The sequence below is a fragment of the Nocardiopsis ganjiahuensis DSM 45031 genome, from assembly GCF_000341085.1.
Lineage (GTDB): Bacteria > Actinomycetota > Actinomycetes > Streptosporangiales > Streptosporangiaceae > Nocardiopsis > Nocardiopsis ganjiahuensis.
The window spans coordinates 476,860-502,836 of sequence record NZ_ANBA01000008.1; the positions used below are offsets into that span (position 1 = coordinate 476,860).

Here is a 25,977-nt window from a genome sequence, read left to right on the forward strand (position 1 = left end):
GGGCACCGCCCCTTCGCTGCCCCCGTCAGCGGCGGCCCCCGCCGCCTCCGCCGCCGCCCCGGCCCGCGACACGGCCACCGCCGCCACCCCCGCTTCTCTGCCTGGAGCGGCGGATACGGCTGTCGACCGTGCTGTTCCACCGGCGCCGGTAGCGGCGGTCACGCAGGTAGGGGCGCAGGCGGGGCACCTTCTCGTCGAGGATCGCGACCGTCTCGTCCGGCAGGCCCAGGGCGATCCCGGTGACCGGATCGAGCCCCGCGGGCTTCTTGCGCTTCCTGGCCAGCTGGGCCCGGACGTGGTCGCCGTAGGGGGTGCGCTGGGAAGGCAGGAGCAGGGACACCGCCACGACGGGGACCAGGGCGGCGCTGAAGGCCTCCAGACCGGTGAGTTCCAGCGGGGTGATCGCGTTCACGATCAGGGCCGTGCACAGCGCGGCGAACAGGGCCGCCGTGAACAGGGCCAGCATCGGGTACCAGATCCAGGGCCGGACGACCAGACCGCGCTGCCCGGCCTCGCGGAGCAGGGCGTGCTCGACCCCGCGCACCCGGGTCCGGCTCATGAGACGGCCCATCCACGTCAGGTCGATCTCGCTGTTGAGACCGAACATCCCCCGCCGCAGGGCGCGCTCGGCCGGGGTGAGCGCGACCTCGGAGCGCTGCTCCACGAACAGCCAGTCCTTGTCCTGGCCGCCCGGCTTGGGCACCGAGGACAGGTGCCCCTTCTCCTCGAGGGCGACCATGAGCGCGAGGGTGTGTCCGGCCCGCAGCCGGTTGTCGTGCAACAGGAACCCGGCCACGGCGGGCGGAAGGTCGGGCACCCCCTTCGCGAACCCCTCGCGGATGCGGGCACGGCGCCTCTTCCGCCACCGGAACCCGTACGTGCCCACGAAGAACGCGGCGGTACCGGCGACGATCAGGGAGAGCACCCCGACCACGGTGAGCCAGCGCGGCATCGGCGCCAGGACGTGCTCGGCCTCGGCGACCTCGACCGACCCCGCCTCCAGGTACACCACACCGCTGAGCGGGGTCCGCGACCCCAGCCGCTCCTGACCGAAGTCGGCGCCGGCGCCGTCGTGGCCGACCTGTTCGCAGGGGACGTCCCAGCTCTCCCGGTCGCTGTCCTCGTCCTGCCCGCTCTCCTCGAAGAAGCACTCCGCGTCGACCACGGCGGGCGCCTCCACTCGGACGGTCACGTCGCTGACCGGCACCACCCAGTCCGCGCCGACGAAGTCCCAGTGCAGCTGGGGGCCATGGCCCTCGTCGGTGAGGGCTCCGTGGACGGTGTAGGAGAGCTCGTAGGTCTGCTCCCCCGTGACCGGGGCGCGGGTGTCACCGATCTCCAGGGTGAGCAGGCGGCGCCACTCGTCCTGCTTCTCGATGTCGGCGGGGGCGCCGGAGGGGCTGGAGACCCCGACGTCGGCGATCTCCCAGGTGCGGTGGCGCAGGAACCCGGAGCGTTCGCTCAGCGGGATCTCGCGCAGCAGGCCCGCACCGGGCCGGCGGCCGAAGTCGTAGGTGATCGTCTCGGTGACGTCCACGCTGCCGTCGGCACGGACCCGGGCCAGGGTGTCGTACCCGGTGATACGGTCCCCGGGCCCCGGCGGGGCGCAGGAGCTCAGGACCAGGACGAGCAGGACCAGCAGCAGGGCGCGGGGGACGTGGGACAAGGGGGAACCTCAGGGGAACGAGGGGACGCCGGGGATGCTCACGAAGCGCACATGTCAGCGTTCCGCCGCGTCGGCCCCGCGAGCCCGCCGCAGCAGACGGCCGATTGTGGCCACCGGCGGCAGCGCGCCGACCCTCGACAACCCCGCGCGCACCCTGCGCACCAGGCCGCGCGAGGGTTCACCTCCGGCCCCCTCCTCCACCGGATCCCCGTCCGCGGCCAGCCCGTTCTCCGCCCGGGCGACCTCGGCGACCCGCGCGTGAAGACGCTCCCTGACCTGCTCAGGGGTGTAGGCACGGCGCTGCCGTTCGGCCCGCGCGACCGCCACTCCGGTGGCCGCCACACCCACGAAAGCGGCCACTCCCAAGGCTTTCCACCACTTCATGCTTCTAGGCTAGTGGCTGTGGCAGACACGAGCATGGACCTTGACGAAGCGGTGAATCTGACCCGAACCGGTGATGTGTGGGTGTTCCGTGGCACGAGTGTGCCCGACCGGGCCATCCAGCTCACCACCAACAGCCCGGTCAACCACGTCGGCATGGCCATCGTGGTCGAGGACCTCCCTCCCCTGATGTGGCACGCCGAGCTGGGCCGCTCCCTGGTGGACATGTGGACCGGCACCCACCAGCGCGGAGTCCAGCTGCACGACCTGCGCGACGCCGTCCTGGTGTGGGGGCGCCGGTACGGGCAGAAGGGGTGGCTGCGCCAGCTGGACCCGCTGGCCGACCGGGAGATGGAGGACGCCGCCCTGCGGACGGTGGCGCGGTTGAACGGCACCCCGTTCCCCTCCACCGCACAGCTGGCCGGGCGGTGGGCACTGGGCCGGATGCCGTTCCGGCGCAGGGAGCGCGAACGCCGGCTGGAGACCGCCTACTGCGCGGAGGTCATGGCGTTGACCTACGAGGAGATGGGGCTGCTGCCCCGGGGCAGACGACCCGGTTACTACGACCCGGGCCGCTTCTGGAGCGGCGACTCCCTGAAGCTGGAGGGCGGCTTCGCACTGGGCGGGGAGATCCGGGTCGACCTGCCCGAATAGGGGTGCTGCGCAGGCGAACGGTGCGTTGGGCAGGCGCCTGGACGTGTCCTCTCCGGTCACGGAGGGACGGCGAAGGGGAACAGATGTCAGAACTCACTCTGGACGACGCCGCGGTGGCCGAGTCCGACCTCGTGGTGCGCAGGGGCCGGTTCCGCTGTGTGGCCTTCCGGGACCCGGTCGACGGCCAGGAGCACCTGGCCCTGGTCCTGGGCGATCTCGGAGACGGCGAGGAGGTCCTGGTCCGGGTGCACTCCGAGTGCGTGACCGGCGACGTGTTCGGAGCGCTGCGCTGCGAGTGCGGCGACCAGCTCGACGCCGCACTGGACGCCGTCCTGACCGAGGGCCGGGGCGTGCTGGTGTACCTGCGCGGCCACGAGGGGCGCGGGATCGGGCTCGTGGACAAGGTGCGCACCCAGCTGCTCCAGGACGAGCAGGGTCTGGACACCGTGGACTCGGCGACGGCGCTGGGGCTGCCGGTGGACGTGCGCGACTACGGGCCGGCCGCGCGGGTGCTGCGGTACCTGGGGACGCGTTCGGTGCGGTTGCTGTCCAACAACCCGGACAAGGTGCGGGCGCTGGAGGAGAACGGGCTGAAGGTGGCGGCGCGGATACCGCTGCTGGTGGCCGCGCACGCGGACAACACGCGTTACCTGACCGCCAAACGCGACCGGCTGGGCCACGACCTGCCGCATCTGAACGGCGCCCCCGCCTCCAGGTCGACGCACCGACCGCAGGGATCCCCCGGGCCCGTCGGCGCTCCCCCACCCGGGGGCGGTTCCCGGACGACGGACGGCTCCGGCGCCGATGGCGACGGCGACGCCGACGGCGGCCCTGACCCGCAGGACGTCCCGGGCCCGCAGGGGGTGCCCGGCCCGCGGAACCACATCACCGAACCCGGCGGCCCGGGGCGGACGTGTGACTGAACCCGCCTCCTGGCCGACCCCTTCCCCGTTCCCGCTGCCGGGCCCCTGGGGCCAGGCGGCGGGAACGGTGTACGTCCTGGTGGTGGCGGTGCTGCTGGTGACGGCGATCCGCCGGTACGGACGCTGGCCGCTGGGCCCGGCGGACCTGGTGACCCTGTTCCGGGTCGGCCTGATCGGCGTGGTCACGGCACTGGTGGCCGACGGCGGACCGGCCTGGCCCCTGGTGGCGGTGGCCTCGCTCGCCCTGGCCCTGGACTGGGTGGACGGCCTGGTGGCCCGCGGCACCCGCACGGAGTCGGACTTCGGGGCACGCTTCGACATGGAGGCCGACGCCTTCCTCATCCTGGTGCTGAGCGTGTACGTGTCCGGGGCCCTGGGACCCTGGGTGCTGGTGATCGGGGCGATGCGGTACCTGTTCGGGGCGGCCGCGTGGGCGGCACCGTGGCTGCGGGGGCCGTTGCCGCCGAGCCCGGCCCGCAAGGCGGTGGCGGCCGCGCAGGGGATCGTGTTGACGGTGGCCGCTGCGGGGGTACTCCCCACGCCGGTGGCCGCGACGGCGGTCGCGGGGGCGCTGGCCGCCCTGGTGTGGTCGTTCGGACGTGACGTCGTGGGACTGTGGCGGGCGCGCTCCCCCGGGACCGGCGCCGCCAGGAAGAAGAGGTGAAGCATGGGACGGACGGCACGGGCGTTCTGGGTGCGCTCCCCCGGCGAGGGCGAGATCCGGGAGGCGGACCTGCCCGACCCGGGCCCCGACGAGGTACTGGTGCGCAGCCTGCACTCGGGGATCAGCCGGGGCACGGAGACCCTGGTGTTCGGCGGCGGCGTGCCGCCCAACCAGTACGGGGTGATGCGGGCGCCCTTCCAGGAGGGCGACTTCCCCGGCCCCCTCAAGTACGGCTACCTGAACGTGGGGGTGGTCGAGGAGGGACCCCCGGCACTGGTGGGGCGGACGGTGTTCACCCTCTACCCGCACCAGACCCGGTTCGTGGTGCCCGCCTCCGCGGTGTCGGTCGTGCCCGACGGCGTCCCGGCGGCACGGGCGGTGCTGGCGGGCACGGTGGAGACCGCGGTCAACGCCCTGTGGGACGCCGCACCGCTGGTCGGCGACCGGGTGGCGGTGGTCGGTGCGGGCATGGTGGGCTGCTGCGTGGCGCGCCTGCTGTCCCGGGTGCCGGGCGCGCGCGTGCAGCTGGTGGACGTCGACCCCGCCCGCGCGCAGACCGCCGAACGGCTGGGAGTGGGTTTCGCCCTGCCCGAGGAGGCCGAGGGCGACCGCGACCTGGTCTTCCACACCAGCGCGACCGAGGCGGGACTGATCCGTTCGCTGCGGCTGCTGCACGCCGAGGGCGAGGTCGTGGAGCTGAGCTGGTACGGGGACCGGCAGGTGATCCTGCCGCTGGGCGAGGACTTCCACTCGCACCGGCTGGCCGTACGGGCCAGCCAGGTCGGCATGATCTCACCGGCCCGGCGTTCCCGGTACAACCACGCCGAACGCCTCCAGCTGGCGCTGCGCCTGCTCGACGACCCGGCCTTCGACGCCCTGCTCACCGGCGAGAGCGACTTCGAGGAGCTGCCGTCGGTCCTGCCCCGGCTGGCCGACGGCGCCCTGCCCGCCCTGTGCCACCGCATCACCTACAGCACCTGACCACCGTCCGACCCCGACACCTCCGGGAGCCCTCTTGTTCAGTGTCACCGTCCGGGACCACCTGATGGTCGCGCACAGTTTCCGGGGCGAGGTCTTCGGCCCCGCCCAGGCCCTGCACGGGGCCACGTTCGTGGTGGACGCGACCCTGCGCCGCCCGGAACTGGACCCCGACAACATCGTGGTGGACATCGGTGCGGCCACCCGTGAGCTGGGGGCGGTGGTGGCGGAGCTCAACTACCGCAACCTGGACGAGGTGCCCGAGTTCGCGGGTGTGAACACCTCCACCGAGTTCCTCGCGAAGGTCGTCGCGGACCGGCTGGCGGAGCGGGTCGCGGCCGGGGCCCTGGGTCCGCACGCCGAGGGGCTGGCCTCGATCACGGTGACGCTCCACGAGTCCCACGTGGCCTGGGCGTCCTACGAGCGGGGCCTTTAGCGGAAGGGGGCGGGCGCTGTTGCTGTTCGTCGTCCCCGAGGCGACCTCGCCCAGCGGGGGGCACACCTACGACCGGCGGATCGCCGCGGCGCTGACCGATCTGGGCCTACCGGTACGGACCGTGACGGTAGCCGGGTCCTGGCCGCGCCCGGACCGGAACTCGGCCAATGAACTCTCCGCCGTGCTGGCCGGGGCACCCGACGGCTCACGTGTGCTGGTGGACGGTCTGGTGGCGTGCGGGGTGCCCGAGGCGGTGCTCCCGCACGCGCGGCGGCTGCGGCTGGCGGTGCTGGTGCACCTGCCGCTGGCCGACGAGACCGGGCTGGCACCGGACACGGCACGCGACCTGGACGCCCGGGAGCGGGCGGTCCTGCGGGGCGGTGTGACGGTGGTGGCCACCAGTGAGTGGGCCGCGCGGCGGCTGGCAGAACACCACGGCCTGACCGGTGCGGCAGCGGACCCGGGCGTGGCCGGTGCGGCAGCGAGGACGGAGGCCGTGCGGTCGGAAGCCGACTCGGGAGTGGCGGTCGTGCGGCCGGGGGTGGACCCGACCCCGACGGCCCGCGGGAGCGGGTTCGAGGCCGTGGCAGGTGCGGGCGCCTCGGGCGGCGCTGTGGGCGCCGGGGGCACCAGCGCGGCCGGCCCGCCCCCGGGCGGGGCCCCGACGGGTGCCGGGGACGACGCCCCCCGGCTCGTGTGTGTGGCCTCGCTGACCCCCCGCAAGGGCCACGACCTGCTCCTTCGCGCCCTCTCCGAGCTGCGGGACCTGCCTTGGACGTGCGTGTGCGCGGGGCCGGGCACCCCTCCCCCGCATCCGGGGCTCGGGGACCGGGTGCGGTTCACCGGACCGGTGGTCGGCGCGGAACTGGCCCGGGTCTACGACTCCGCGGACCTGCTGGTGCTGGCCTCGCGCGCGGAGACCTACGGGATGGTCGTCACCGAGGCCCTCGCCCGGGGCCTCCCGGTGGTGGCCACCGAGGTGGGCGGGGTCCCCGAGGCGCTGGGGCGCGCTTCGGACGGGCGGGTGCCCGGGCTGCTGGTGCCGGCGGAGGACGCCGTCGGGCTGGAGCGGGCGCTGAGGAGCTGGCTGACCGATCCCGCCCTGCGGGAGGAACTGCGCGGAGCGGCCCGGCTGCGCCGCGGCGAGCTCTCCGGGTGGCAGGTCGCGGCCCGGACGATGGCGCGGGTGCTCGGACTGTAGGACCACCCGCCGGTGTGCGAAGTGTGGCGGTGTTCATCCCGGGGTTCCTCGTCACCGCCCCACCCCCGGTGATATCGTGCATAGAGTGCAAAAATTCTTACTCTGCATTTTTGCCTCACCTGCAGGCCTCCTCCACCTGCGCCTACTCTCCAGACTCACTCTCTCCAGAGGCCAGCCTTGAGCACTACTCAGTCCCAGGGCACCGCACGTACACCGATCATGCGCACCCTGAGCGGGCTACTGATCGTCCTCGGCGTGACGATGCTCAGCGGCACGATCGTTTCGGTCGCGCTGCCCCAGATCCTCGGTTCACTCCAGGGAACCCAGTCCCAGTACACCTGGGTGGTGACCTCGACGCTGCTGGCGTCCACGGCCTCCACCCCCGTCTGGGGCAAACTCGCCGACCTCTTCCCGAAGAAGCGACTGCTCCAGATCTCCATCGTCCTGTTCATCGTGGCCTCGCTGCTGAGCGGGTTCGCGCAGAACACCGAGCAGCTCATCGCCTTCCGCGCGCTGCAGGGACTCGGCATGGGCGCCTCCCAGGTCCTGGTCCAGGCGACCATCGCGGCCCTGGTCAGCCCCAAGGAACGCGGTCGCTTCAACGGGATCATCGGCGCCATCATGGCCGTGGCCACCGTCGGCGGCCCGCTGATCGGCGGGGCCCTCACCGACATCTCCTGGCTCGGCTGGCGCTGGTGCTTCTTCGTCGGCGTACCGTTCATGCTGGTCGCCCTGGTCGTACTCACCCGCACCCTGCACCTGGAGGAGGAGCGCCGCACCGACGTGCACGTCGACTACCTCGGCGCCGCCCTCATCGCGGCCGGAGTCAGCACCCTGCTGCTGTGGGTGACCTTCGTCGGCGGCACCTTCGACTGGATCTCCTGGCAGACCGGCGCCATGGTCCTCGGCAGCCTCGTACTGCTGACCCTGGCCGTGTGGGTGGAGAACCGGGTGTCCGAACCGGTCATCCCCCTGCACCTGGTGCTGCGCCGCGAGCCCGTGATCGCGATCGTCGCCAGCGTCGCGGTCGGCATGGCGATGTTCGGCGGAGCGGTCTTCCTCGGCCAGTACTTCCAACTGGCCCGCGGCTACTCACCGACCGCCGCCGGCCTGATGACCACCCCGCTCATGCTCGGCATGATGGCCGCCTCGACCGTCTCGGGCTGGCTGATCTCCCGCTCGGGCAAGGTCAAGGCCTACGTCGTCACCGGCCTGGTGTTCCTCACCCTCGGCTTCCTGCTGCTGTCCACCATCGACGAGTCCACCTCACTGCTCGTGGTGTCCCTGGGCATGCTCGGCGTCGGCGTCGGCGTCGGTATGTCCATGCAGAACCTGGTACTGGTCGTACAGAACTCGGTGCCCAAGCGCGAACTCGGCGCGGCCAGCGGAGCGATCACGTTCTTCCGCTCCCTGGGCGGCACCATCGGGGTGTCCGTGCTCGGCGCGATCCTGGCCAACCGGGTGAGCACCGACATCACCGAGGGTGTGGCCGCCTCCGGCGTGCCGATCCCCGCCGGTGAATCCGACGGCAGCACCCTGGACCTGGCGGGCATGCCGCCGTTCCTGCGCGAGATCGTCGAGAGCGCCTACGGCTCGTCCACCGGTGACATCTTCCTGGTCGCCACCGGCATCGCCGTGGTCGGCCTGATCGTGGTGCTCTTCCTGCCCAGGGTCCAGCTGCGCGACACCGTCGACATGAAGCCGGCCGAGCCCGCCACGAGCCGAGCGGACAGCGAGCCGGTCAGAACCGAGACGGGCAGCGGTCCCGTAGCTCCCCGGAACCCCGAGGAGAACGGCGGGACCGGCAGGCACGAGACTCCCCTGCCCTCCTAGGGCCCACCGCCGCCCCACCTCCCCCGGAACCCCACCGAGCCGCGCCGGTGGGGTTCCGTCGTGCCAGAAGCCTTACGGGAACGGGATTTCCGCTTGCTTCCACGAGTGCCGCCCAGCAGACTTCGGGTGCTGCCCCCACCCGGAAGAGGCCCCATGACGGACACCCCCGTCGACACCACCGTCGCCCACACCTCGCGCGTGTGGAACTACTGGCTCGGCGGTACGGACAACTACCCGGTCGACCGCGAGGTGGGCGACCGTGTCAGGGACCTGTTCCCCCAGGTCGCCGAAATCGCCCGGGGCGACCGGCTGTTCCTGCGCCGAGCCGTCACCCACCTGATCCAGCGAGAAGGCGTCACCCAGTTCCTCGTTGTCGGCGCCGGGCTGCCCACCGCCGACAACACCCACGAGGTGGCCCAGGCCATCGACCCCGGCGCCCGAGTGGTCTACGTCGACAACGACCCCCTCGTCGTGGCCCACGCCCGTACCCTGCTGGCCGACACCGGCACCGCTCCGGCCCGGTTCGTGGACGCGGACCTGCGCGACGTCCACAAGGTCCTCGAGGCCGCCGCCCGGACCCTCGACCTCGACCAGCCGGTCGCCCTGACCCTGATGGGCACGATGGGCCACTTCGAGCTGGACGAGGCCCTGCGCCTGGTGCGCGTCTACACGGAGGCACTGGCCCCGGGCAGCTTCGTCGCGGTGTGCGACGGGGTCCTCGCCCACATGGAGGTGGACGACGCCGAACGCGCCGCCGAAGGCATGCGGATCTGGGCCGAGAACGTCGCCCAGCCCTACCACATGCGCACCGTGGAGGAGTTCGACCGGTTCTTCGACGGCCTCGAACTGGTCGAGCCCGGCACCGTCTCCGTGTTCCGCTGGCGCCCCGGCCCCGCCGAGACGGTCCGGGACCTCCCCCAGTACGCGGGCCTGGCCAAGAAGGTCTGACTCCGCACCACGCCCGTGGGGCTGGCGCACCGGCCCCACGGTGACAGACCCGGGCAAAAGCTTCCGGGTTCGGACCTCCCGGCCCCGGCGGAGCTGGCACTCTGGGAGGAGACGGCCGTCCGCCGACCGCCGTACTCCACCGGGAGGAGTCCCGTTGAGCCCTGTGTCCGAGAACCCGCTGCCGGCCTTCGAACCGGACTGGTTGGCCCTGCGCGAGGAGGCCGACGCCGACGCCCGTGCGACCGCCCCGCTGGACCCCCTCCGGGTCCACCTGGCCGGGCGGGGCGCCGGACCGGGCGCCCGGCCGGTCCGTGTCGCCGACCTGGGGTGCGGCACCGGATCGCAGGGGCGCTGGCTGGCACCGAAACTGTCCGGGGCCCAGAAGTGGCTCCTGTACGACGTCGACCCCGGACTGCTGTCCCTGGCCGGGGCGCACATGCCCCTGACCTCGGCGGACGGCTCCCCCGTGGGAGCGCGGATGTGCCTGCGGGACCTGGGTTCGATCACCGGGGAGGACCTGGCCGGGGTCGACCTGGTCACCGGTTCCGCCCTGTTGGACCTGCTCACCCCCGACGAACTCACCGCGGTGGCCCGGGCCGCGGCCGGAGCGGGCTGCGCCGCGCTGTTCACGCTGTCGGTGGTGGGCCGGGTGGAGTTCTTCCCGAGCGACCCGGACGACCCGGCGCTGACGGAGGCCTTCAACCGGCACCAGCGGCGCGGCGGCCGGCTGGGGCCGGACGCGGTCGGGGCGGCCGGTGCGGTGTTCGGGGAACTGGGCTACCGGGTGCTGACCTTCGAGAGCCCCTGGCGGTTGTGCCCGGAGCGCGTACCCCTGACCCTCGCCTGGCTGCGGGGCTGGGTCGGCGCCGCCCTGGAACAGGACCCGGAGGCAGCCGCGGGCGGCTACCTGGAGCGTCGGCTCGGTGAGTGCGAACGCGGCGAGCTGGGCGTGGTCGTGCACCACACCGACCTGCTGGTGCTGCCGGAAGGGGGCGCGGACCACCCATGAGGCACGCCGGGGCGACCCGCTGGGAAGGGCCCCGTCCGTGGTGGCGGCGCCCGGGGGTCGTGCGGCCGCTGCTCGGGGCGGGGCTGCTGGCCGGGGTGCTGTGGTGGTACCCGCTGGAAGCGTTCACCGACGCGTTCGGAGCGGTCGACAGCGCCTCGGTGGCGGCGGCGCTGGGCATCGGTCTGGCCACGACCGTGCTGTGCGCGTCCCGCTGGGTGCTGGTGGCGCGCGGGGTGGGGCTGTGTCTGCCGTGGGTGCGCGCGGTGGGCGACTACTACCGCGCGGTCTTCCTGAACGCGGTGCTGCCCGCCGGGGTGCTCGGGGACGTGCACCGGGCGGTGAGCCACGGGCGTTACGCCGGTGACCTGCCCCGGGGTGTGCGCGCCGTGGTGTTGGAGCGGATGGCCGGGCAGGCGGTGCTCGCCGGGACCTGCGCGGTGCTGCTGTTCACCCTGCCCGCCGCCCTGTTGGGCCCGGGACTGCTCGCGGTGGCCGCCTCCGTGGCGGTCTTCGCCCTGGCGGCGCTGGTGGTCGCGATCGGCTGGGTGGTCGGACGGCGGCGCGGGTCACGCTGGTGGCGGGTGCTTTCCGTGACGGTGGCGGACACCCGGGCCGGTCTGTTCACGGTGGCGACCGGCCCGGGTGTGCTGCTGCTGTCGATGGCCGCGCTGGCCGGACACGTGGCCCTGTTCCTGGTGGCGGCCCGGGCGGCCGGGGCGACCACCCCCCTGTTCACGCTGCTGCCGCTGCTGGTGCTGGCGCTGGTCGCGATGAGCGTCCCGGCCAACGTGGGCGGCTGGGGTCCGCGTGAGGCGGTGACGGCGCTGGCCTTCGGCGCTGCCGGGCTGGGTTCGGGACTGGGCGTGACGGTGTCAGTGGCGTACGGGCTTCTGGCCCTGGTCGCGGCCCTTCCCGGCGGGCTGGTGCTGCTGTGGCGGCTGCTTCGGGTCGAGCACCTTCAGGTACCCGGCGAAGGCCTTGACCAGGTGGGCCAGGAGGTCCCGCCCCTCGGTGGCCGTCGCGCGTGAGGGCTGGCCCACGACCCCGGACCGGGTGTAGCGGGCCAGACCGGAGGTGAGCATGTGGTCGCGCCGGTCGGCGAGGTGGTCGGCCTCCTCGTAGCCGGGGCGGACCAGGTCGGGGCGCGCGTGCAGCAGCACCGAGGTCTCCAGTTCCCCGGCGTGCATGTCGCGTTCGTTGGTGGTGCTCATCCGCGCCGCCGTGCGGGCGGCCTCCCAGTCGTGCGGACCGGGGAAGAGCGCCATGTCACCGCGGGACTCCTGGACCAGGTTGGCCAGGACGTGGTTGCCGCCGTGCCCGTTGACCACCACCAGTTTCGGGGTGCCCGCCCTGCGCAGGGACTCGGCGATGTCGGAGACCATCGCGTACAGGGTGGGCGCCGAGACGCTGACCGTGCCGGGCCAGGCCTCGTGCTCGTGGGAGCAGCCGAAGGCGACCGGGGGCAGGACCCGCAGTCCGGGATGGGCGTCGGCGAGGCTCTGGGCCAGGACCGAGGCGACGACGGTGTCCGTGGTCAGCGGCAGGTGGGGGCCGTGCTGTTCAAGACTGCCCACCGGCAGCAGGGCGATGCGGGCGGCGTTCGCGCCCTCGTCCTCACTGGTGGTGTTCGGTAGGGGATCGGAGAAGTCCATGGGGACATCCTCCCCTGCCGCCCCTTCGGGGGACAGAGCCCCCTCCGGTTTCGGGCGCCCGATCCCTTGACCTCAAGGCTGGTTGAGGTACTTCACTACGGGTGAGGCCCGGAGAGAGGAAAGCCATGGCGCAGCACGAAGGAAGAGTCCGTCACTTCTCCCCCGCGCGGATCGAGCACTGGCAGGGGATGGGCGACCAGGGGATTCGGCTCGGCCCGGTGGTCGAGAAGTCGGAAGGAGGCCCGCTGAGCGCGTACTACGCCAGGTTCGACAAGGGCGCGTCGGCGCCCCTGCCGGCGCCGTACTCGGAGGTGTGGGTGGTCGTCAGCGGGTCCCTGACCCTGCGTACCCCCGCAGGCGCCGTCACCGCGGGCCCGGGCGACCTCCTGCACGTTCCGGAGCACTCCCCCGGCGAGCTGACGGCGGAGGAGGACACCGAACTCGCCTGTGTGTCCGTCCCCGCGCACTGAGGAATGAACCGGTTTGACACCTTTACGGGATAGATCTCCACTTCGAAGAAGGGCCGCGCTGCGGGCGGAGCCTGCCGCGAACTGTCACAGCGGATCCTTAGGGTCGAGGCATGGAGACCTCCGATACTCGCGGACTGATCGCCGCCGAACACGCCGTGCTGGTGGCCGACCTGCAGGACCTGACCGACCGGCAGTGGGAACGGGCCTCGCTCTGCGGAGAGTGGACCGTCCACGACGTGACCGCGCACCTGGGCTCGGCCATGACGATCGGCAAGCTCGGGTGGATCTCCTCCATCCTGCGCGCCGGTCTGCGCCCCTCGGTGCACAACCGCAGACAGATCGAACGGTTCGCCCGGCCCGAACCCGCGCAGACCCTGGCCAGGTTCGCCGCCCTGGGCACCGAGCACGGTGAACCGGTACGACTGCCCTCGAACGACCTCGCGGCCTGGCTCGGCGAGTTGGTCGTGCACGGTCAGGACATCCGCCACCCGCTGGGCATCGAGCGCGTGCCCGCTCCCGAGGCGCTGATCGGGGTCGCCCGGTTCTTCGCCTCCCGCGACTTCGCGGTCAACAGCAAGACACAGGTCGAGGGCCTGCACCTGCGCGCCACCGACGCCGACTTCAGCACGAACGCCCCCGCTCTGCCCGTGGTGGAGGGCCCCCTGCTCGCCCTGGTCATGGTCATGGCGGGCCGCCCCGCCTACCTGGACCGGCTGAGCGGGGCGGGCCTGCCCGAGCTGCGCCGTCGCCTGGCGGGGTGAGCGCCTGGTCGGTTCGGCCCCCAGCTCTTCGAGGAGGCCGAACCGCCGCACTTCCTGCCCGCCTGGCTGAGGGAGCTGGGATTCTGAACCTCGGAGGTCGGGGACCGAGCGTGATCAGCCATTGACGAACTGGCATCATGGGCTCCGGTCCGCTCTGGAGGGTGGCCCCCGACGATCGGATTCCCGGCCCCACATGCGCGGTTACCTGTCCTTCCTCGGCGCCAACAAGCGGTGGCTGCTGGGGGGCTTCGCCCTCTTCCTGTTCTCGTCGTTCGGCCAGACCTTCTTCGTCTCCCTGTTCTCCTCCGACATCCGCGGCTCCCTCGGCCTCACCCACGGCCAGTTCGGCTCGCTGTTCATGGCCGCCACTCTGACCGGTGCGCTGGTGATGACCCAGCTGGGCAGGTTGGTGGACCGGCATCGGGCGGGGCGACTCGTCCCGGCGCTCATGGGCGTGCTGGCGCTGGGGGCGGCTCTGATGGGCTTCGCCTCCCACGTGTGGGTGCTCTTCCTGGCCCTGTTCCTCCTGCGCCTGTTCGGGCAGGGCATGATGACGCACACCTCCTTCACCCTCACCGGGCGGTGGTTCGACCGGGAACGCGGGCGCGCCACCTCGCTGGCCGCACTGGGGCTGAACACCGGGGAGGCGCTGCTGCCGCTCGCGGTGGTCGCGGTCCTGGCCGTCGCGGGGTGGACTCAGGTCTGGTGGCTGGTGGCCGTCCTGCTCGTCCTGCTGGCGTGGCCCATGTCCGTCCTCCTCAGACGGGAGCGCACCCCAACCGGCCGGGCCGGTGACCAGCCCGCGCCCACGGCGCGCGACTGGACACGGTCCCAGACGCTGCGCGACCCCTACTTCTACCTACTGCTCGCCGCCGTGGCCGCCCCGGCCCTGGTCGGCAACACCGTGTTCTTCCACCAGGCGCATCTGACCGAACTGCGCGGTTGGGCTCCCTCGCTGTTCGCCACGGCCTTCACCGTGTACGCGGTGACGACGGTGGTGTTCAACGTGCTGGGCGGTTTCCTGATCGACCGGGTCACCGCGCTCCGGCTCGTGCCGGTCTACCTGCTCCCGCTCGGAGCAGGGCTGTTCGTGCTGGCCGTGGCGGAGGGGGCGTGGAGCGTCCTGGTGTTCATGCTGTTGTACGGGGTCACGAACGGTCTGTCCCTGAGCTTGTTCGGGGCGGTGTGGCCCGAGGTGTACGGCGTCGGGCACCTGGGGGCCATCCGGTCCACCATCGTGGCGGTCCTCGTCCTGGCCTCCGCCGCGGGTCCGGGCGGCGCCGGAGTTCTGATCGACGCCGGAGTGGCCTATCCGGCCCAGATCGCGGCCCTGAGCGCCTACTGTCTGCTGGCCTCGGCCGCCGCGGTGTGGTTCGTGGCCCGCATCCGGGCACGGTCGAACGCCTTTTCCCCAACGAACCCGCGCACCGCACCCTAGGCTGCCGCCGGGCCGGACCCGGGGCCCTTCCGGGAGACACCCATGGAACGTGGGGAAGGGCACAGGCTGAGACACTTTCAATGCTTGCAGAGTGCGCAAAAACGGGCGAGACGGGACGTCCCGTCATCTAACCTGAACGGGAGGGACATCCACGGAGAAAAATCACTTCCCAGATCCCTCCCCGGGCCGGAATACTGCCGTGAGCAGCGGAGTTGACGGACCGGTGGGCACAGAACCGGACACTCTTCCGGCGTCCCGCCCACCCCCGCCGCATCCCCCTGACCAGACCACCATCGAGCGCGCAAGGAAGTACGTGACCAGGCAACCCGACGTGACACCCACCGACGAGGCCGCACAGGCGGAGGCCGCGAACCAGCGCGCGGCCCGTCTCGTCATCCCGCTCCTCCTGGTCTCGGCCTTCGTCGTCATCCTCAACGAGACGATCATGGGTGTGGCACTGCCCGCACTCAACCGCGACCTCGGCATCCCGGTCTCCACCGGGCAGTGGCTGACCTCGGCCTTCATGCTCGTGATGGCCGTGATCATCCCCGTGACCGGTTTCCTGCTGCAGAGGTTCCACCTGCGCCAGGTGTTCATCACCGCGATGACCCTGTTCAGCATCGGCACCCTGATCTGCTTCCTGGCGCCCAACTTCACCGTCCTGCTGCTCGGGCGGATCGTGCAGGCCGGCGGCACCGCGATCATGATGCCGCTGCTCATGACGACCGTGCTGAACATGGTCCCGTCCGACCGGCGCGGCCGCGTGATGGGCAACATCTCCATCGTCATGGCCGTGGCGCCCGCTGTGGGCCCGACCATCTCCGGCGTCATCCTGAACTCGCTGGACTGGCGCTGGCTGTTCGGCCTCGTGCTGCCGATCGCCCTCCTGGGCCTGGCCCTGGGCGCGGTCTTCATCCGCAACATCACCGAACCCCGCGCCGCCCGTATCGACGTGCTCTCGGTCATCGTGTCGGCACTCGCCTTCGGCGGCCTGGTCTACGGCTTCTCCAGCCTGGGCAAGGCGGCCGACCCCGACGCGGTCATCCCGCCGGCGGTGGCGATCGCCGTGGGCGCCGTGGCGCTCGTGCTGTTCGTGTGGCGCCAGATCCGGCTCCAGCGCGAGGAACGGGCCCTGCTCGACCTGCGGGTGTTCCGGTCCCGGCAGTTCTCGATCTCGATCGCCCTGGTCGTGGTCACCTTCATGGCGCTGTTCGGCACGATCATCCTGCTGCCGATCTACATGCAGAACGTCCTCGGTTTCGACACGCTCGTCACCGGTCTCACCCTGCTGCCCGGCGGTCTCGTGATGGGTCTGCTGGCCCCGATCGTCGGCCGCCTGTACGACCGCTTCGGCCCCCGCCCGCTGGTCACCCCCGGCGCGGCCGTGGTCACCCTGGTGATGTGGGGCATGACGTTCTTCGGCACCGACACCCAGATCGGTTACGTGGTCGCCGCGCACATGGCGCTCAGCGTCGGTCTTGGCTTCATGTTCACGCCGCTGCTCACCGGTGCGCTGGGCTCCCTGAAGCCCTCGCTGTACTCCTACGGCAGTGCCGTGGTCGGCACCGTGCAGCAGGTGGCGGGCGCCGCGGGCACCGCGACGTTCATCGCGATCATGTCCGCGGTCGCCGCCAGCCGGATGGGGGAGGGCATGGAGGCCGTCGCCGCCGAGGCCGACGGTATCCACGCAGCGTTCGTCCTGGGCGCGGTCATCGCCACCCTGGCCTTCTTCGCGACCTTCCTGGTCCGCAGGTCCGAGCCCGGCCGGGACACCGTGGACACGGACGGGGAGACCGTCCCCGCCGTCCACTAGGGATCAGCTGACGAAACGGGGGCGGAGGCCGGAAGAACCGGTCACCGCCCCCTTTCGTGTACCCGGGCCCGCACCGGTCCCACCCGGACGGGACCGGTCAGCCGAACATCGCGGCCGCCCGGTCCAGCACGCCCCGGGGCAGGTAGCCGCTCTCCACCCGGACCTGCCAGCCCTGGGCCCGGGCCAGGCAGGCCAGAGCGAGGCTGTGCGGGTCGATCAGGCTGTCGGAGTCCCCGGCCCGATCACCGATGCTGTGCGCGTCCCGGTACCTCTCCAAGGTGTCGGCCAGGGCCAGTTCGAACCCCTCCCGGTCCCCCGCCACCAGCTGGGAGAGCAGGACCACCGGCGGTGCCGGGTAGCCGGGCATGCTGTAGTGGGCGAGCGCGGCGACCGCGTCGTCGACCGCCGCGCGCACCGCCCCGTAGGTGGGACGGGTCTCGCCCTCGGCCCGACGCCGCCAGCCGCGCGCACGCTCAGCCTTCAGGTAGGTCAGGAAGGCGGTGTCGTAGAGGGGGAAGACCGCGAAGCCCCGGCCTTCGTCCTTGCGCAGGAAGGCGTCGTGAGGGTAGGCGACCAGGGTGTCCAGCCGTTCCCGTGAACCCGAGAGCAGGGCGTACTCGATCGCGGTCCTGCGCGCGCCCTCGGAGACCTTGGAGGAGGGCTCCACCCGGCTCAGGGACACCGTGCTCGCTCCGAAGGTCACGTCGACCGTCTCCCCCGGCTCCACGCCGACACCGGCGAAGACCGCCGCGGTGTACTGCGAGGCATGGGTGAGAGCGGCGAGCTGGCGGGGGTGATCGGCGTCCGGGTCGGCCACCGAGTTGACACGGAAGCCGAGGAGCGCGCTCCAGGCGCGGCTCTGCAACAGGCTCGCCGAGCGCCTGACGGCGCTTTCGGCCCGAGCGAGCTCCTCGAGATCCTCGTCCTCGTAGCGGTACGTCTGCTCGATGTCACGATCCGCGGCGAAGGTCCCGGTCGGGCGCTCGACCACCAGGGGCCCGTCGGCCAGTGCCCGCAGGGCCTCGGCGTCCTTGTCGGCCCCGTACGCCCCGACCCGGGCGCTGCCGTGGAGGCGTCCCTCGACCAGCCGCCTGGGCAGGTAGGCGGACTCGAAGGGCATCTTCCAGCCCTCGACCCGTACCGCCAGCGCCGCGAAGGCGAGCTCGGGCACCGGCAGCAGGGTTCGCGGGGTCCCGTCTCCACTGTTGTCCCGGAACCACGCCAGGCGTTCGGACATGAGCGTCCAGAACACCTCCTCGTTCCGGGCGAGCAGGGCGTGCAGGAAGAGCAGGTCCGGGCTGACCGACCCCAGATCCGGGTGCCTCTCCCCGCTGTCCTTGCCGAGGGAGTCGAAGAAGGGTCCGAGCGCGGATTCCACGTAACGCACGAGCTGTTCCCGCTCGGCGCCCACCTCGGGGAAGCAGTAGTAGGCGAGGGCGCGGTGCAGCACCCGGCTCTCGTCGAAGTCCGCCGCGAACCCGATGAGGGCGCCCTTGTTGTCGGCGTGCAGGTCGGCGACGACGCACAGGTAGAGCGTCTGGGCCCAGTCCGAGAGGCTCACCCCGCGCTGCTCGCGGGACTCCTCCGACACCTCGTCGTGGTCCCGGTAGAAGACACCGGTACCGGTGTAGGTGAGGTGCACCGAGAACTCCGCGGAGGTGGGCGCACCGTCGAGTTTGAGCGCGCCGATCCGGGCCTCCGCGGCCGAGTACACGGCGGCGCAGATGTCGGCGTCGGTCTCCGGCACGTCGACCGATCGCGCGCCGGCGTAGTCCAGCAGGTCCCGGGAGATCATCTGCCAGCCGAACCCGTCCCGCCCGCTGTTCTGCTCACCCCGGACCCGGATGCTGACCTCGTCGTAGAAGTCCTCGGTGGCTTCCTCCAGAGCCTTCCCGCTCACCCTGTGCCGTTCGATCCGCGCGGTCACCGAACCCTCTTCCCGTCCTGTCCGGGGCCGTGCACCCCGGTGCGCAGCCGAGTCTGGCACAACCCGGCCGGAGGGACAGACGGCCTCCCCGACGCTGTGGGGCGCCGTGATCGTCCGTGCGTTCGCCCCTCAGAGGTGGAGGACACCGTCGGCGACGACGAGCCCCGAACCGCTCAGTCGCACCAGCTGACCCCGCACGGTGACCCGGAGCCTGCTCGGCCGTCCGAGCGCGTGGCCCTGCTCCACGATCGCGTCGACGCCGTCGGGGATCTGACCCGCCTCGGTGAGGGCGGCCACGAGCGGGCCGGCGGCCGTGCCGGTGGCCGGGTCCTCCACGATCCCGACCGTGGGGTTGAAGAACCGCGTGTACACGACCGAGCCCCCGGCCGCGTCGACCGGGTCGCGGCTGTAGACGTAGCATCCCTCTCCGCCGACCTCCCGGAGCACCCGCAGCAGCCGGGCGGGCTCGGGGGCGACCCTGTCCACGGCCGCCCGGTCGGTGACAGGGACCAGCAGGTGGCCGGCGCCGGTGGACACGACCTGCGCGGGTGCTTCCGCCACGAGGTCGCCTTCGCCGAGGCCCAGCGCTCCCGCGAGCGCCTGCCGGTCGGCCACGGTGCGCCCGAAGGCCGGCGGGGACTGGTCCATCGAGACCACGGCCCGCTGTCCGGGCTGCCTGGTCACCCGCACCGGCAGCACCTGCTGGCCGATCTGCTGGGCGAAGGCCTCCTGGCCGACCGGGAGCCGCCCGGTGTCGGCCAGCCAGATCCAGGCGCCCATCGCGTTGTGCCCGGCCCCGAGGACCTCGGCCCCGGCGGGGGTGAAGGACCGCAGCCGCCGGTGCGCGCCCGGAAGGGTCGGCGCGACCAGGAAGGTGGTCTCCGACTGGTTGAACTCGCGTGCGATCGCCCGCATCCGCTGCTCACCGATCCCGTCGGCGTCGGGAATCAGCGCGAGCGGATTCCCGGTCAGCGGTTCACTGGCGAAGACGTCCACGAGGGCGAACGGTACCTGTGTACTCATGTCAGCTGCTGCCTCTCTTGCTGTCCGGCTCCTGACTCAACGCTAGGCAACCCGGCTGGGACACGAGAAGGGCGCCGGAACGCTTGTGGCGGCCGTACGCCGCAAAATCTGCGGCAGACTGCGCACATGACCGACACCCGAACCACCACCCCCCTGGACGAGACCGACCGCCTGCTGATCGAGGCGGTGCAGCGCGACTCCCGCGCCTCACTCGCCGAGCTCGGAAAGGCGATCCACCTCGGAACGTCCGCGACCCGGTCCCGGCTCCGCTCCCTCGAGGAGCGCGGCGTCATCACCGGCCACACCGCCCGGGTCTCGGCCGCGGCCCTCGGATACACCCTGCACGCGGTCGTGCGGATGAAGGTCCACGGGGCGCTCTACGACAGAGTCGCCGACGTCCTCGGCCGCCATCCCCAGATCGTGCGGTGCCTGCGTGTCACCGGGGAGTCCTGCTACCACTTCGAGATCCTCGCCACCGACATGGCCGATCTCGAACGGATCACCAGCGACCTCGCCCGGATCGGCTCCATCACCACCGACCTCGTCTACGAAGTCGTGGCCGACCGCCCCTCCCCCGCGACGCGGTGACGCCGGCCGCGTCCCCCGCTCCTCCGCCGGAGTGACCCCCTCGACCCACCTGTGTGTTGCCGCTCACTCCGCGCACCCCTAAAATGAATGTTGATCATTTAATCTGTGCCGAGGAGACCTCATGGGCAGCCGCCTCCAGAACTTCGTCAACGGTGGGTTCGTCGACGCTCACGGACAGGGGACCATCGACGTCGTCGACCCCTCGGATGGGCGCACCGTCGCGGTGTCGCCCGTCTCCGACCGGGTCGACGTCGACTCCGCGTTCACCGCGGCGCGTGACGCCTTCGCCTCCTGGAAGCACGTCACCCCGGGCGAGCGGCAGCGGCTCCTGCTGAAACTGGCTGACGCGGTCGAGAAGCACACCGACGAGATCGTCGAGGCCCAGCACCGCAACACCGGACAGCCGCGCTGGCTCATCTCCCAGGAGGAGATCGGCATGGGCGTGGACCACCTGCGCTTCTTCGCCGGCGCCGCCCGCACGCTGGAGGGCCGTGCGGCCATGGAGTACATGGAGGGCCACACCTCCTACATCCGCCGTGAGCCGGTCGGTGTCGTGGCGCAGGTGACGCCGTGGAACTACCCGCTGCTCATGGCGGTGTGGAAGATCGGCCCCGCCCTCGCCGCGGGCAACTGCATCGTGCTCAAGCCCTCCGACACCACCCCGGAGTCCACGCTGGTCCTGGCCCGGCTGATCGGGGAGATCTTCCCGGCGGGCGTGTTCAACGTGGTCCTGGGCGACGCCGGCACCGGCTCGCTGATGGTCGAGCACCCCGAACCGGCCATGGTGTCGATCACCGGCTCGGTGCGCGCGGGCCAGCAGGTCGCCGCCTCGGCCGCCAAGGGGCTCAAGCGCGGCCACCTGGAGCTCGGCGGCAAGGCCCCGGCCGTGGTGTTCGCCGACGCCGACCTGCCCGCGACCGCCAAGGCCCTGGTGGAGTTCGGTACGTTCAACGCCGGCCAGGACTGCACCGCCGTCACCCGGGTCCTGGTCGAGGAGAGCGCGCACGACCAGTTCGTGGAGCTGCTGGCGGAGGCGGCCCGCCAGACCCGCACCGGCGACGCCGACGAGTCCAGGAACGCCTACGGCCCGCTGAACAACGCCCGGCACTTCGCGACGGTCACCGACAAGCTCGCCCGGCTGCCCGAGCACGCCACGGTGGTCACCGGCGGCAAGGCGGTCGAGGGCTCCGACGGCTACTTCGTGGAGCCGACGGTGATCACGGGCGTCCGCCAGGACGACGAGCTGGTCCAGGACGAGACCTTCGGGCCGATCCTGACCGTGCAGACCTTCGCCTCGGAGGAGGAGGCCGTCAGGCTGGCCAACGACGTGGACTACGCGCTGGCCTCCAGCGTCTGGACCTCCGACCACGGCGCCGCCATGCGCCTGACCCGAGACCTGGACTTCGGCTGCGTCTGGGTGAACACGCACGTGCTGCTCACCGCGGAGATGCCCCACGGCGGCTTCAAGTCCTCGGGTTACGGCAAGGACCTGTCGCTGTACTCGGTGGAGGAGTACACCCGGGTCAAGCACGTCATGCACGCACTGGAGGCCTGACCCGCCGCGGGCCTCAGCCGGTGTACCTCTGGCGCAGACCGCTGATCAGGGCGTCGAGTGCGAGCTCGAAGGCCCGGTCGGCGGCTGCCCGGGGGTCCGCCGCGCGCTGCGCGGCGAACCGGGTGAAGGTCGGGGCCAGGTCTTCGAGGCCTCCGGGTTCGAAGATGTCGGTCGGGGCGGAGGCGTCGTAGGCGGCGCCGAAGACCAGCGCCTCGATCCCGACGATGATGTCCACGGCGTCCGCGCCGACGATCCCGGCGTCACGCAGCGCGAGGGTGACCCGTTCGTACATGCGCAGCGTCTGGGGGGAGTCAGCCACGGGCAGCACAGCCATGACCGGGATGAGCGCGGTGTGCTCCATGAAGCACTGGCGGTAGGAGCCCGCCCACTGCCGCAGCGCCCGGTCCCAGGGCTCGGTGCCGAACGCGGAGCAGTCGATCTGTTCGTTGATGCGGTCCTGGATCAGTACCAGCACGTCGCGTTTGGAGGAGACGTGGTTGTACAGCGCCGAGGCGGCCACACCGAGCTCGCGCGCCAGTGAGGCCATGGTCAGGTGGCGGTAGCCCTGCACCGTCACGATCCGGATCGCGGCCTGGCTGACGCGTTCGCGGGACAGGACCGGTGAGGAGGGGCGGCCCCGGCCTCGTCCGCTACGGGCTTGCTGGCTCACTGACGCCTACTTCCTGTTGTTCACGTGGTGGGGGCATCGACGCGATCTCCCCTCCAGTCTAGAAGCGGCGCGCACACGCCGGATCGGCGCGGTGGTGGGCCTTGGAGCCCGCTGACCAGCCCGTCCGTCACCCCGGGAAAAAGTGAGCTACTTGACATCGGGGGCGCCGTACCCGTTAATGAATGAAGTTCATTTTGATGTTCGAAGGAGCACACCCATGAGTGGCACACACGTCATCGGCAGCGACGAGGTCATCGACCGCGATGTCGTGATCGTGGGCGCCGGCCCGGCCGGCCTGATGGCCGCCCGCACCCTCCAGGCCGCGGGCCGGACCGTCGCGGTCCTGGAGGCCCGCGACCGCGTGGGCGGCCGCACCTGGTCCCGCGAGATCGACGGCGCCTTCCTGGAGGTCGGCGGCCAGTGGGTCTCGCCCGACCAGACCGAGCTGCTCGGCCTCCTCGACGAACTGGGCATGAGCACCTTCCCGCGCCACCGCGACGGCGCCAACGTCTACCTCGCGGCGGACGGCACCCGACACGAGTACACCGGGGACATGTTCCCCGCCGGGGAGCGGACCGAGGCCGAGATGGAGCGCGTGATCACGGCTCTGGACAAGCTCGTCGCCGAGATCGGTGTCGAGCGCCCCTGGGACCACCCGCGCGCCCGTGAGCTGGACACCCTCCCGTTCACCGAGTGGCTGCGCCGCGAGACCGACGACGAGGCCGCCCGCGAGAACATCGCCATCTTCATGGCCGGAGGCATGCTGACCAAGCCCTCCCACGCGTTCTCGGTGCTGCAGGCCGTACTCATGGCCGCCTCGGCCGGGTCCTTCTCCAACCTCGTGGACGAGAACTTCATCCTCGACCGCCGCGTGGTCGGCGGCATGCAGTCGGTCTCGCAGACCATGGCCGCCGCCCTGACCGAGGGCACGGTCTTCCTCGAGAGCCCGGTCCGGAGCGTCCGCTGGGACGACGACGAGGTCCTCGTCCTCTCCGAGCGCGTGACCGTGCGGGCCGCCAAGGTGATCGTGGCCGTGCCGCCCACGCTCTACTCGCGCATCTCCTTCGAGCCCTCGCTGCCGTGGCTGCAGCAGCAGATGCACCAGCACACCTCGATGGGCCTGGTCATCAAGGTCCACGCGGTCTACGACCGCCCGTTCTGGCGGGACAAGGGCCTGTCCGGCACCGGCTTCGGCTCCAAGGAGCTGTGCCAGGAGGTCTACGACAACACCAACCACGGGGACACGCGCGGAACCCTGGTCGCCTTCGTCTCCGACGAGATCGCCGACGACCTCCTGCGCAGGCCGGCCGGGGAACGCCGCGGCGCGATCCTGCGCTCCCTGGCGAACTACCTCGGCGACGAGGCCCTGGAACCCGCCGTGTACTTCGAGTCGGACTTCGCCTCCGAGGAGTGGACCCGCGGCGCCTACGCGGCCAGCTACGACCTCGGCGGCCTGCACCGCTACGGCGCCGACCAGCGCACACCGGTGGGACCCATCGGCTGGGCCTGCTCCGACCTGGCGGCCGAGGGCTACCAGCACGTGGACGGCGCCCTGCGCCAGGGGCGGCGCGCGGCCGAGGAGATCCTCGCGGCGCCCTCCGCGTGACCCGGGTGGGTGTTCGGCGCACGTCCGGCGAACACCCACCGCCCCTCGGGGGCCGTGCCGCGGGGCACGGACTCCCCCCAGGGGTCCGTGCCCCGACGCACGAACCCCGCCCCTGGTGAGCGTGTGCTCCGCGCTCACCGGTTCCCGCGGCGCCGGTCCCCCGGCGCCGACACCCACCCCCGGCGACCACAGGGACTACCCATGACCCACACCACCGGACGGCCACCAGCGGCCGGCACCGACACCCCCGACAACTGGAAGGGCCTCAGCAAGGGAGCCATCGGGCTCCTGGGAGGCCTGGTCATCGGCGTCTCCACCATCGCCCCGGCCTACACCCTCTCGGGTGCCCTGGGCCCGACGGCCTCCGCGGTCGGCGAGCACCTGCCCGCGATCCTGCTGGTCGGCTTCGTCCCGATGCTGCTGGTGGCGATCGGCTACCGCCAGCTCAACAAGGCGATGCCCGACTCCGGGACCACCTTCACCTGGGCCTCCCGCGCGTTCGGCCCCTGGATCGGCTGGATGGCCAGCTGGTGCCTGCTGGCCGCGACCATCCTGGTGCTGTCCAACCTCGCGGGGATCGCCGTCGACTTCTTCTACCTGGCGATCGCGCAGCTCACCGGGCAGGAGCAGATCGCCGCCCTGACCCGCAACGTCCCGCTCAACATCCTGACCTGCCTGGCCTTCATGGCCGCCGCGGCCTGGATCTCCTACCGGGGCCTGGAGGCCACCAAGACCTTCCAGTACATCCTGGTCACCTTCCAGATCGTGGTCCTGGCGTGGTTCTCGATCGCCGCGTTCGTCCACGTCAGCTCCGGTTCGGCCTTCGACGCCACCCCCGTGCGGCTGGAGTGGTTCAACCCGTTCGGCGTCGAGTCCTTCTCCGCCTTCGCCGCCGGTGTGGCCCTGTCGGTCTTCATCTACTGGGGCTGGGACGTGGTCGTGACGATGAACGAGGAGAGCCGCGGCACCACGACCACCCCCGGCAAGGCCGCCATCGCCACCATCCTGGTGGTCGTCGCGCTCTACCTCGCCGTGTCGGTGGCCACGCTCTCCTTCGCCGGCGCCTCCGACGGTGAGTTCGGACTGGGCAACACCGCCATCCAGGAGAACATCTTCGCGGCGCTCGCCGGGCCGGTCATGGGTCCCTTCGCGGTCCTGATGTCCCTGGCCGTGCTGTCCTCCTCGGCCTCCTCGCTGCAGTCCACGATGATCTCGCCCGCCCGCACGATGCTCGCGATGGGCCACTACGGCGCGCTCTCCCCGAAGTACGCCCGGATCAGCCCGGTGCACAAGACCCCCGGTTACGCCACCGTCGTGGCGGTGGTCATCGCCTCGGTCTTCTACGCGGTCATGCGGGTGGTCTCCGAGAACGTCCTGTGGGACACCATCACCACGCTGGGCATGATGGTCTGCTTCTACTACGGCGTGACCGCCCTCGCGTGTGTCTGGTACTTCCGCCGCGAGGCCACCACGTCCCCGCGCGGCCTGTTCACCAAACTGGTGGCACCCTTGGTCGGTGGACTCCTGCTGCTCGTCTTCTTCTTCCAGACCGCCTGGGACTCCATGGACCCGGCCTACGGCTCCGGTTCACAGATCGGCGGGGTCGGTCTGGTCTTCCTCCTGGGCGTCGCCATCTTCGCCATCGGGGGCGCGGCCATGGTCGTGCAGTACCTGCGCGGCCCCGAGTTCTTCCGGCGCCGGTTCGAGACCACGGAGTACCCCACGGAGAGCTGACGTGCCGCGGCCCGGGCTCCGGCCCGGGCCCCCGGCCCCAGCGCCCC

22 protein-coding genes and 2 pseudogenes are annotated in these 25,977 nt (G+C 71.8%); 18 read left to right on the forward strand and 6 right to left on the reverse strand.

All coding sequences use genetic code 11. From position 1 onward, the window contains the following. Positions 1-25: 25 nt before the first annotated feature. Positions 26-1,666 carry a DUF2207 domain-containing protein gene (locus tag D458_RS0110750; RefSeq protein WP_017586751.1) on the reverse strand — a complete coding sequence of 547 codons (1,641 nt, stop codon included), beginning with the start codon at positions 1,664-1,666 and terminating at the stop codon, positions 26-28. A gap of 54 nt (positions 1,667-1,720) precedes the next feature. Then, the gene (locus tag D458_RS0110755; protein WP_017586752.1) at positions 1,721-2,026 is read right to left on the reverse strand and encodes a hypothetical protein; all 306 of its coding nucleotides are present in this window, start codon (positions 2,024-2,026) and stop codon (positions 1,721-1,723) included. A 57-nt stretch (positions 2,027-2,083) separates the two neighbouring features. Here D458_RS0110755 and D458_RS0110760 point away from each other — a divergent pair, with 57 nt between their 5' ends. The 10 genes and pseudogenes from D458_RS0110760 to D458_RS0110805 all read left to right on the forward strand — a co-directional run. After that, positions 2,084-2,701 carry a hypothetical protein gene (locus D458_RS0110760; RefSeq protein WP_026119183.1) on the forward strand — a complete coding sequence of 206 codons (618 nt, stop codon included), beginning with the start codon at positions 2,084-2,086 and terminating at the stop codon, positions 2,699-2,701. A gap of 83 nt (positions 2,702-2,784) precedes the next feature. Further along, positions 2,785-3,408: pseudogene (locus D458_RS33335) on the forward strand (GTP cyclohydrolase II); the annotation flags it as partial. Positions 3,409-3,616: 208 nt separating this feature from the next. Next, positions 3,617-4,288 carry a CDP-alcohol phosphatidyltransferase family protein gene (locus D458_RS0110770; RefSeq protein ID WP_051049645.1) on the forward strand — a complete coding sequence of 224 codons (672 nt, stop codon included), beginning with the start codon at positions 3,617-3,619 and terminating at the stop codon, positions 4,286-4,288. A gap of 3 nt (positions 4,289-4,291) precedes the next feature. Continuing rightward, a complete protein-coding gene (locus tag D458_RS0110775; RefSeq protein ID WP_017586756.1) occupies positions 4,292-5,269 on the forward strand; it encodes a zinc-dependent alcohol dehydrogenase in 978 nt (325 codons plus the stop codon). 34 nt (positions 5,270-5,303) lie between these two features. After that, on the forward strand, positions 5,304-5,702 hold the full coding sequence (locus D458_RS0110780) for a 6-pyruvoyl trahydropterin synthase family protein (RefSeq protein WP_017586757.1): 399 nt from the start codon (positions 5,304-5,306) through the stop codon (positions 5,700-5,702). A 19-nt stretch (positions 5,703-5,721) separates the two neighbouring features. Beyond that, entirely contained in the window at positions 5,722-6,903 is a 1,182-nt protein-coding gene (locus D458_RS0110785) for a glycosyltransferase family 4 protein (RefSeq protein WP_017586758.1), read from the forward strand. 219 nt (positions 6,904-7,122) lie between these two features. Further along, complete coding sequence (locus tag D458_RS33340) at positions 7,123-8,736, forward strand: MDR family MFS transporter (RefSeq protein WP_017586759.1); 1,614 nt, start codon at positions 7,123-7,125, stop codon at positions 8,734-8,736. A gap of 153 nt (positions 8,737-8,889) precedes the next feature. Next, on the forward strand, positions 8,890-9,684 hold the full coding sequence (locus D458_RS0110795; RefSeq protein ID WP_017586760.1) for an SAM-dependent methyltransferase: 795 nt from the start codon (positions 8,890-8,892) through the stop codon (positions 9,682-9,684). A gap of 163 nt (positions 9,685-9,847) precedes the next feature. After that, the gene (locus D458_RS0110800) at positions 9,848-10,693 is read left to right on the forward strand and encodes a class I SAM-dependent methyltransferase (RefSeq protein WP_017586761.1); all 846 of its coding nucleotides are present in this window, start codon (positions 9,848-9,850) and stop codon (positions 10,691-10,693) included. Then, positions 10,690-11,550 (forward strand): annotated as a pseudogene (locus D458_RS0110805) (lysylphosphatidylglycerol synthase transmembrane domain-containing protein); the annotation flags it as partial. The gene D458_RS0110800 and the pseudogene D458_RS0110805, both read left to right, overlap by 4 nt. Before the next feature lie 15 nt (positions 11,551-11,565). On the opposite strand, the gene D458_RS35440 reads toward D458_RS0110805, so the two are convergent. After that, positions 11,566-12,345 carry a creatininase family protein gene (locus D458_RS35440; protein WP_083936280.1) on the reverse strand — a complete coding sequence of 260 codons (780 nt, stop codon included), beginning with the start codon at positions 12,343-12,345 and terminating at the stop codon, positions 11,566-11,568. Positions 12,346-12,470: 125 nt separating this feature from the next. On the opposite strand from D458_RS35440, the gene D458_RS0110815 reads away from it, so the two are divergent. The 4 genes from D458_RS0110815 (at position 12,471) to D458_RS0110830 (ending at position 16,827) form a co-directional block, all read left to right on the forward strand. Next, on the forward strand, positions 12,471-12,815 hold the full coding sequence (locus tag D458_RS0110815) for a cupin (protein ID WP_017586764.1): 345 nt from the start codon (positions 12,471-12,473) through the stop codon (positions 12,813-12,815). A gap of 110 nt (positions 12,816-12,925) precedes the next feature. Continuing rightward, positions 12,926-13,576: a maleylpyruvate isomerase family mycothiol-dependent enzyme gene (locus D458_RS0110820; RefSeq protein ID WP_017586765.1), complete on the forward strand. Its 651-nt coding sequence runs from the start codon at positions 12,926-12,928 to the stop codon at positions 13,574-13,576. A gap of 193 nt (positions 13,577-13,769) precedes the next feature. Continuing rightward, entirely contained in the window at positions 13,770-15,014 is a 1,245-nt protein-coding gene (locus D458_RS0110825; RefSeq protein WP_017586766.1) for an MFS transporter, read from the forward strand. A 313-nt stretch (positions 15,015-15,327) separates the two neighbouring features. Continuing rightward, positions 15,328-16,827 (forward strand): MDR family MFS transporter, encoded by a 1,500-nt coding sequence (locus D458_RS0110830; RefSeq protein ID WP_026119186.1) that lies wholly within the window; start codon positions 15,328-15,330, stop codon positions 16,825-16,827. Between the two features lie 97 nt (positions 16,828-16,924). On the opposite strand, the gene D458_RS0110835 is transcribed toward D458_RS0110830, so the two are convergent. Together D458_RS0110835 and D458_RS0110840 are read right to left on the reverse strand one after the other, a co-directional pair. Then, positions 16,925-18,754: an immunity 49 family protein gene (locus D458_RS0110835; protein WP_017586768.1), complete on the reverse strand. Its 1,830-nt coding sequence runs from the start codon at positions 18,752-18,754 to the stop codon at positions 16,925-16,927. 129 nt (positions 18,755-18,883) lie between these two features. Beyond that, entirely contained in the window at positions 18,884-19,777 is an 894-nt protein-coding gene (locus D458_RS0110840; RefSeq protein WP_017586769.1) for a PhzF family phenazine biosynthesis protein, read from the reverse strand. A 126-nt stretch (positions 19,778-19,903) separates the two neighbouring features. Here D458_RS0110840 and D458_RS0110845 point away from each other — a divergent pair, with 126 nt between their 5' ends. Then, positions 19,904-20,365 carry an Lrp/AsnC family transcriptional regulator gene (locus tag D458_RS0110845; RefSeq protein WP_017586770.1) on the forward strand — a complete coding sequence of 154 codons (462 nt, stop codon included), beginning with the start codon at positions 19,904-19,906 and terminating at the stop codon, positions 20,363-20,365. A 121-nt stretch (positions 20,366-20,486) separates the two neighbouring features. Then, a complete protein-coding gene (locus D458_RS0110850) occupies positions 20,487-21,920 on the forward strand; it encodes a gamma-aminobutyraldehyde dehydrogenase (RefSeq protein ID WP_017586771.1) in 1,434 nt (477 codons plus the stop codon). A gap of 13 nt (positions 21,921-21,933) precedes the next feature. Here the strand turns inward: D458_RS0110850 and D458_RS0110855 are convergent, their stop codons facing one another. Next, positions 21,934-22,590, reverse strand: coding sequence for a TetR/AcrR family transcriptional regulator (locus tag D458_RS0110855; protein ID WP_017586772.1), 657 nt, complete (start codon positions 22,588-22,590; stop codon positions 21,934-21,936). Between the two features lie 217 nt (positions 22,591-22,807). Here D458_RS0110855 and D458_RS0110860 point away from each other — a divergent pair, with 217 nt between their 5' ends. Next, positions 22,808-24,196, forward strand: a complete 1,389-nt coding sequence (locus tag D458_RS0110860) for an FAD-dependent oxidoreductase (protein WP_017586773.1) — start codon at positions 22,808-22,810, stop codon at positions 24,194-24,196. 201 nt (positions 24,197-24,397) lie between these two features. Further along, positions 24,398-25,930: an APC family permease gene (locus D458_RS0110865; RefSeq protein ID WP_017586774.1), complete on the forward strand. Its 1,533-nt coding sequence runs from the start codon at positions 24,398-24,400 to the stop codon at positions 25,928-25,930. Positions 25,931-25,977 lie beyond the last annotated feature (47 nt).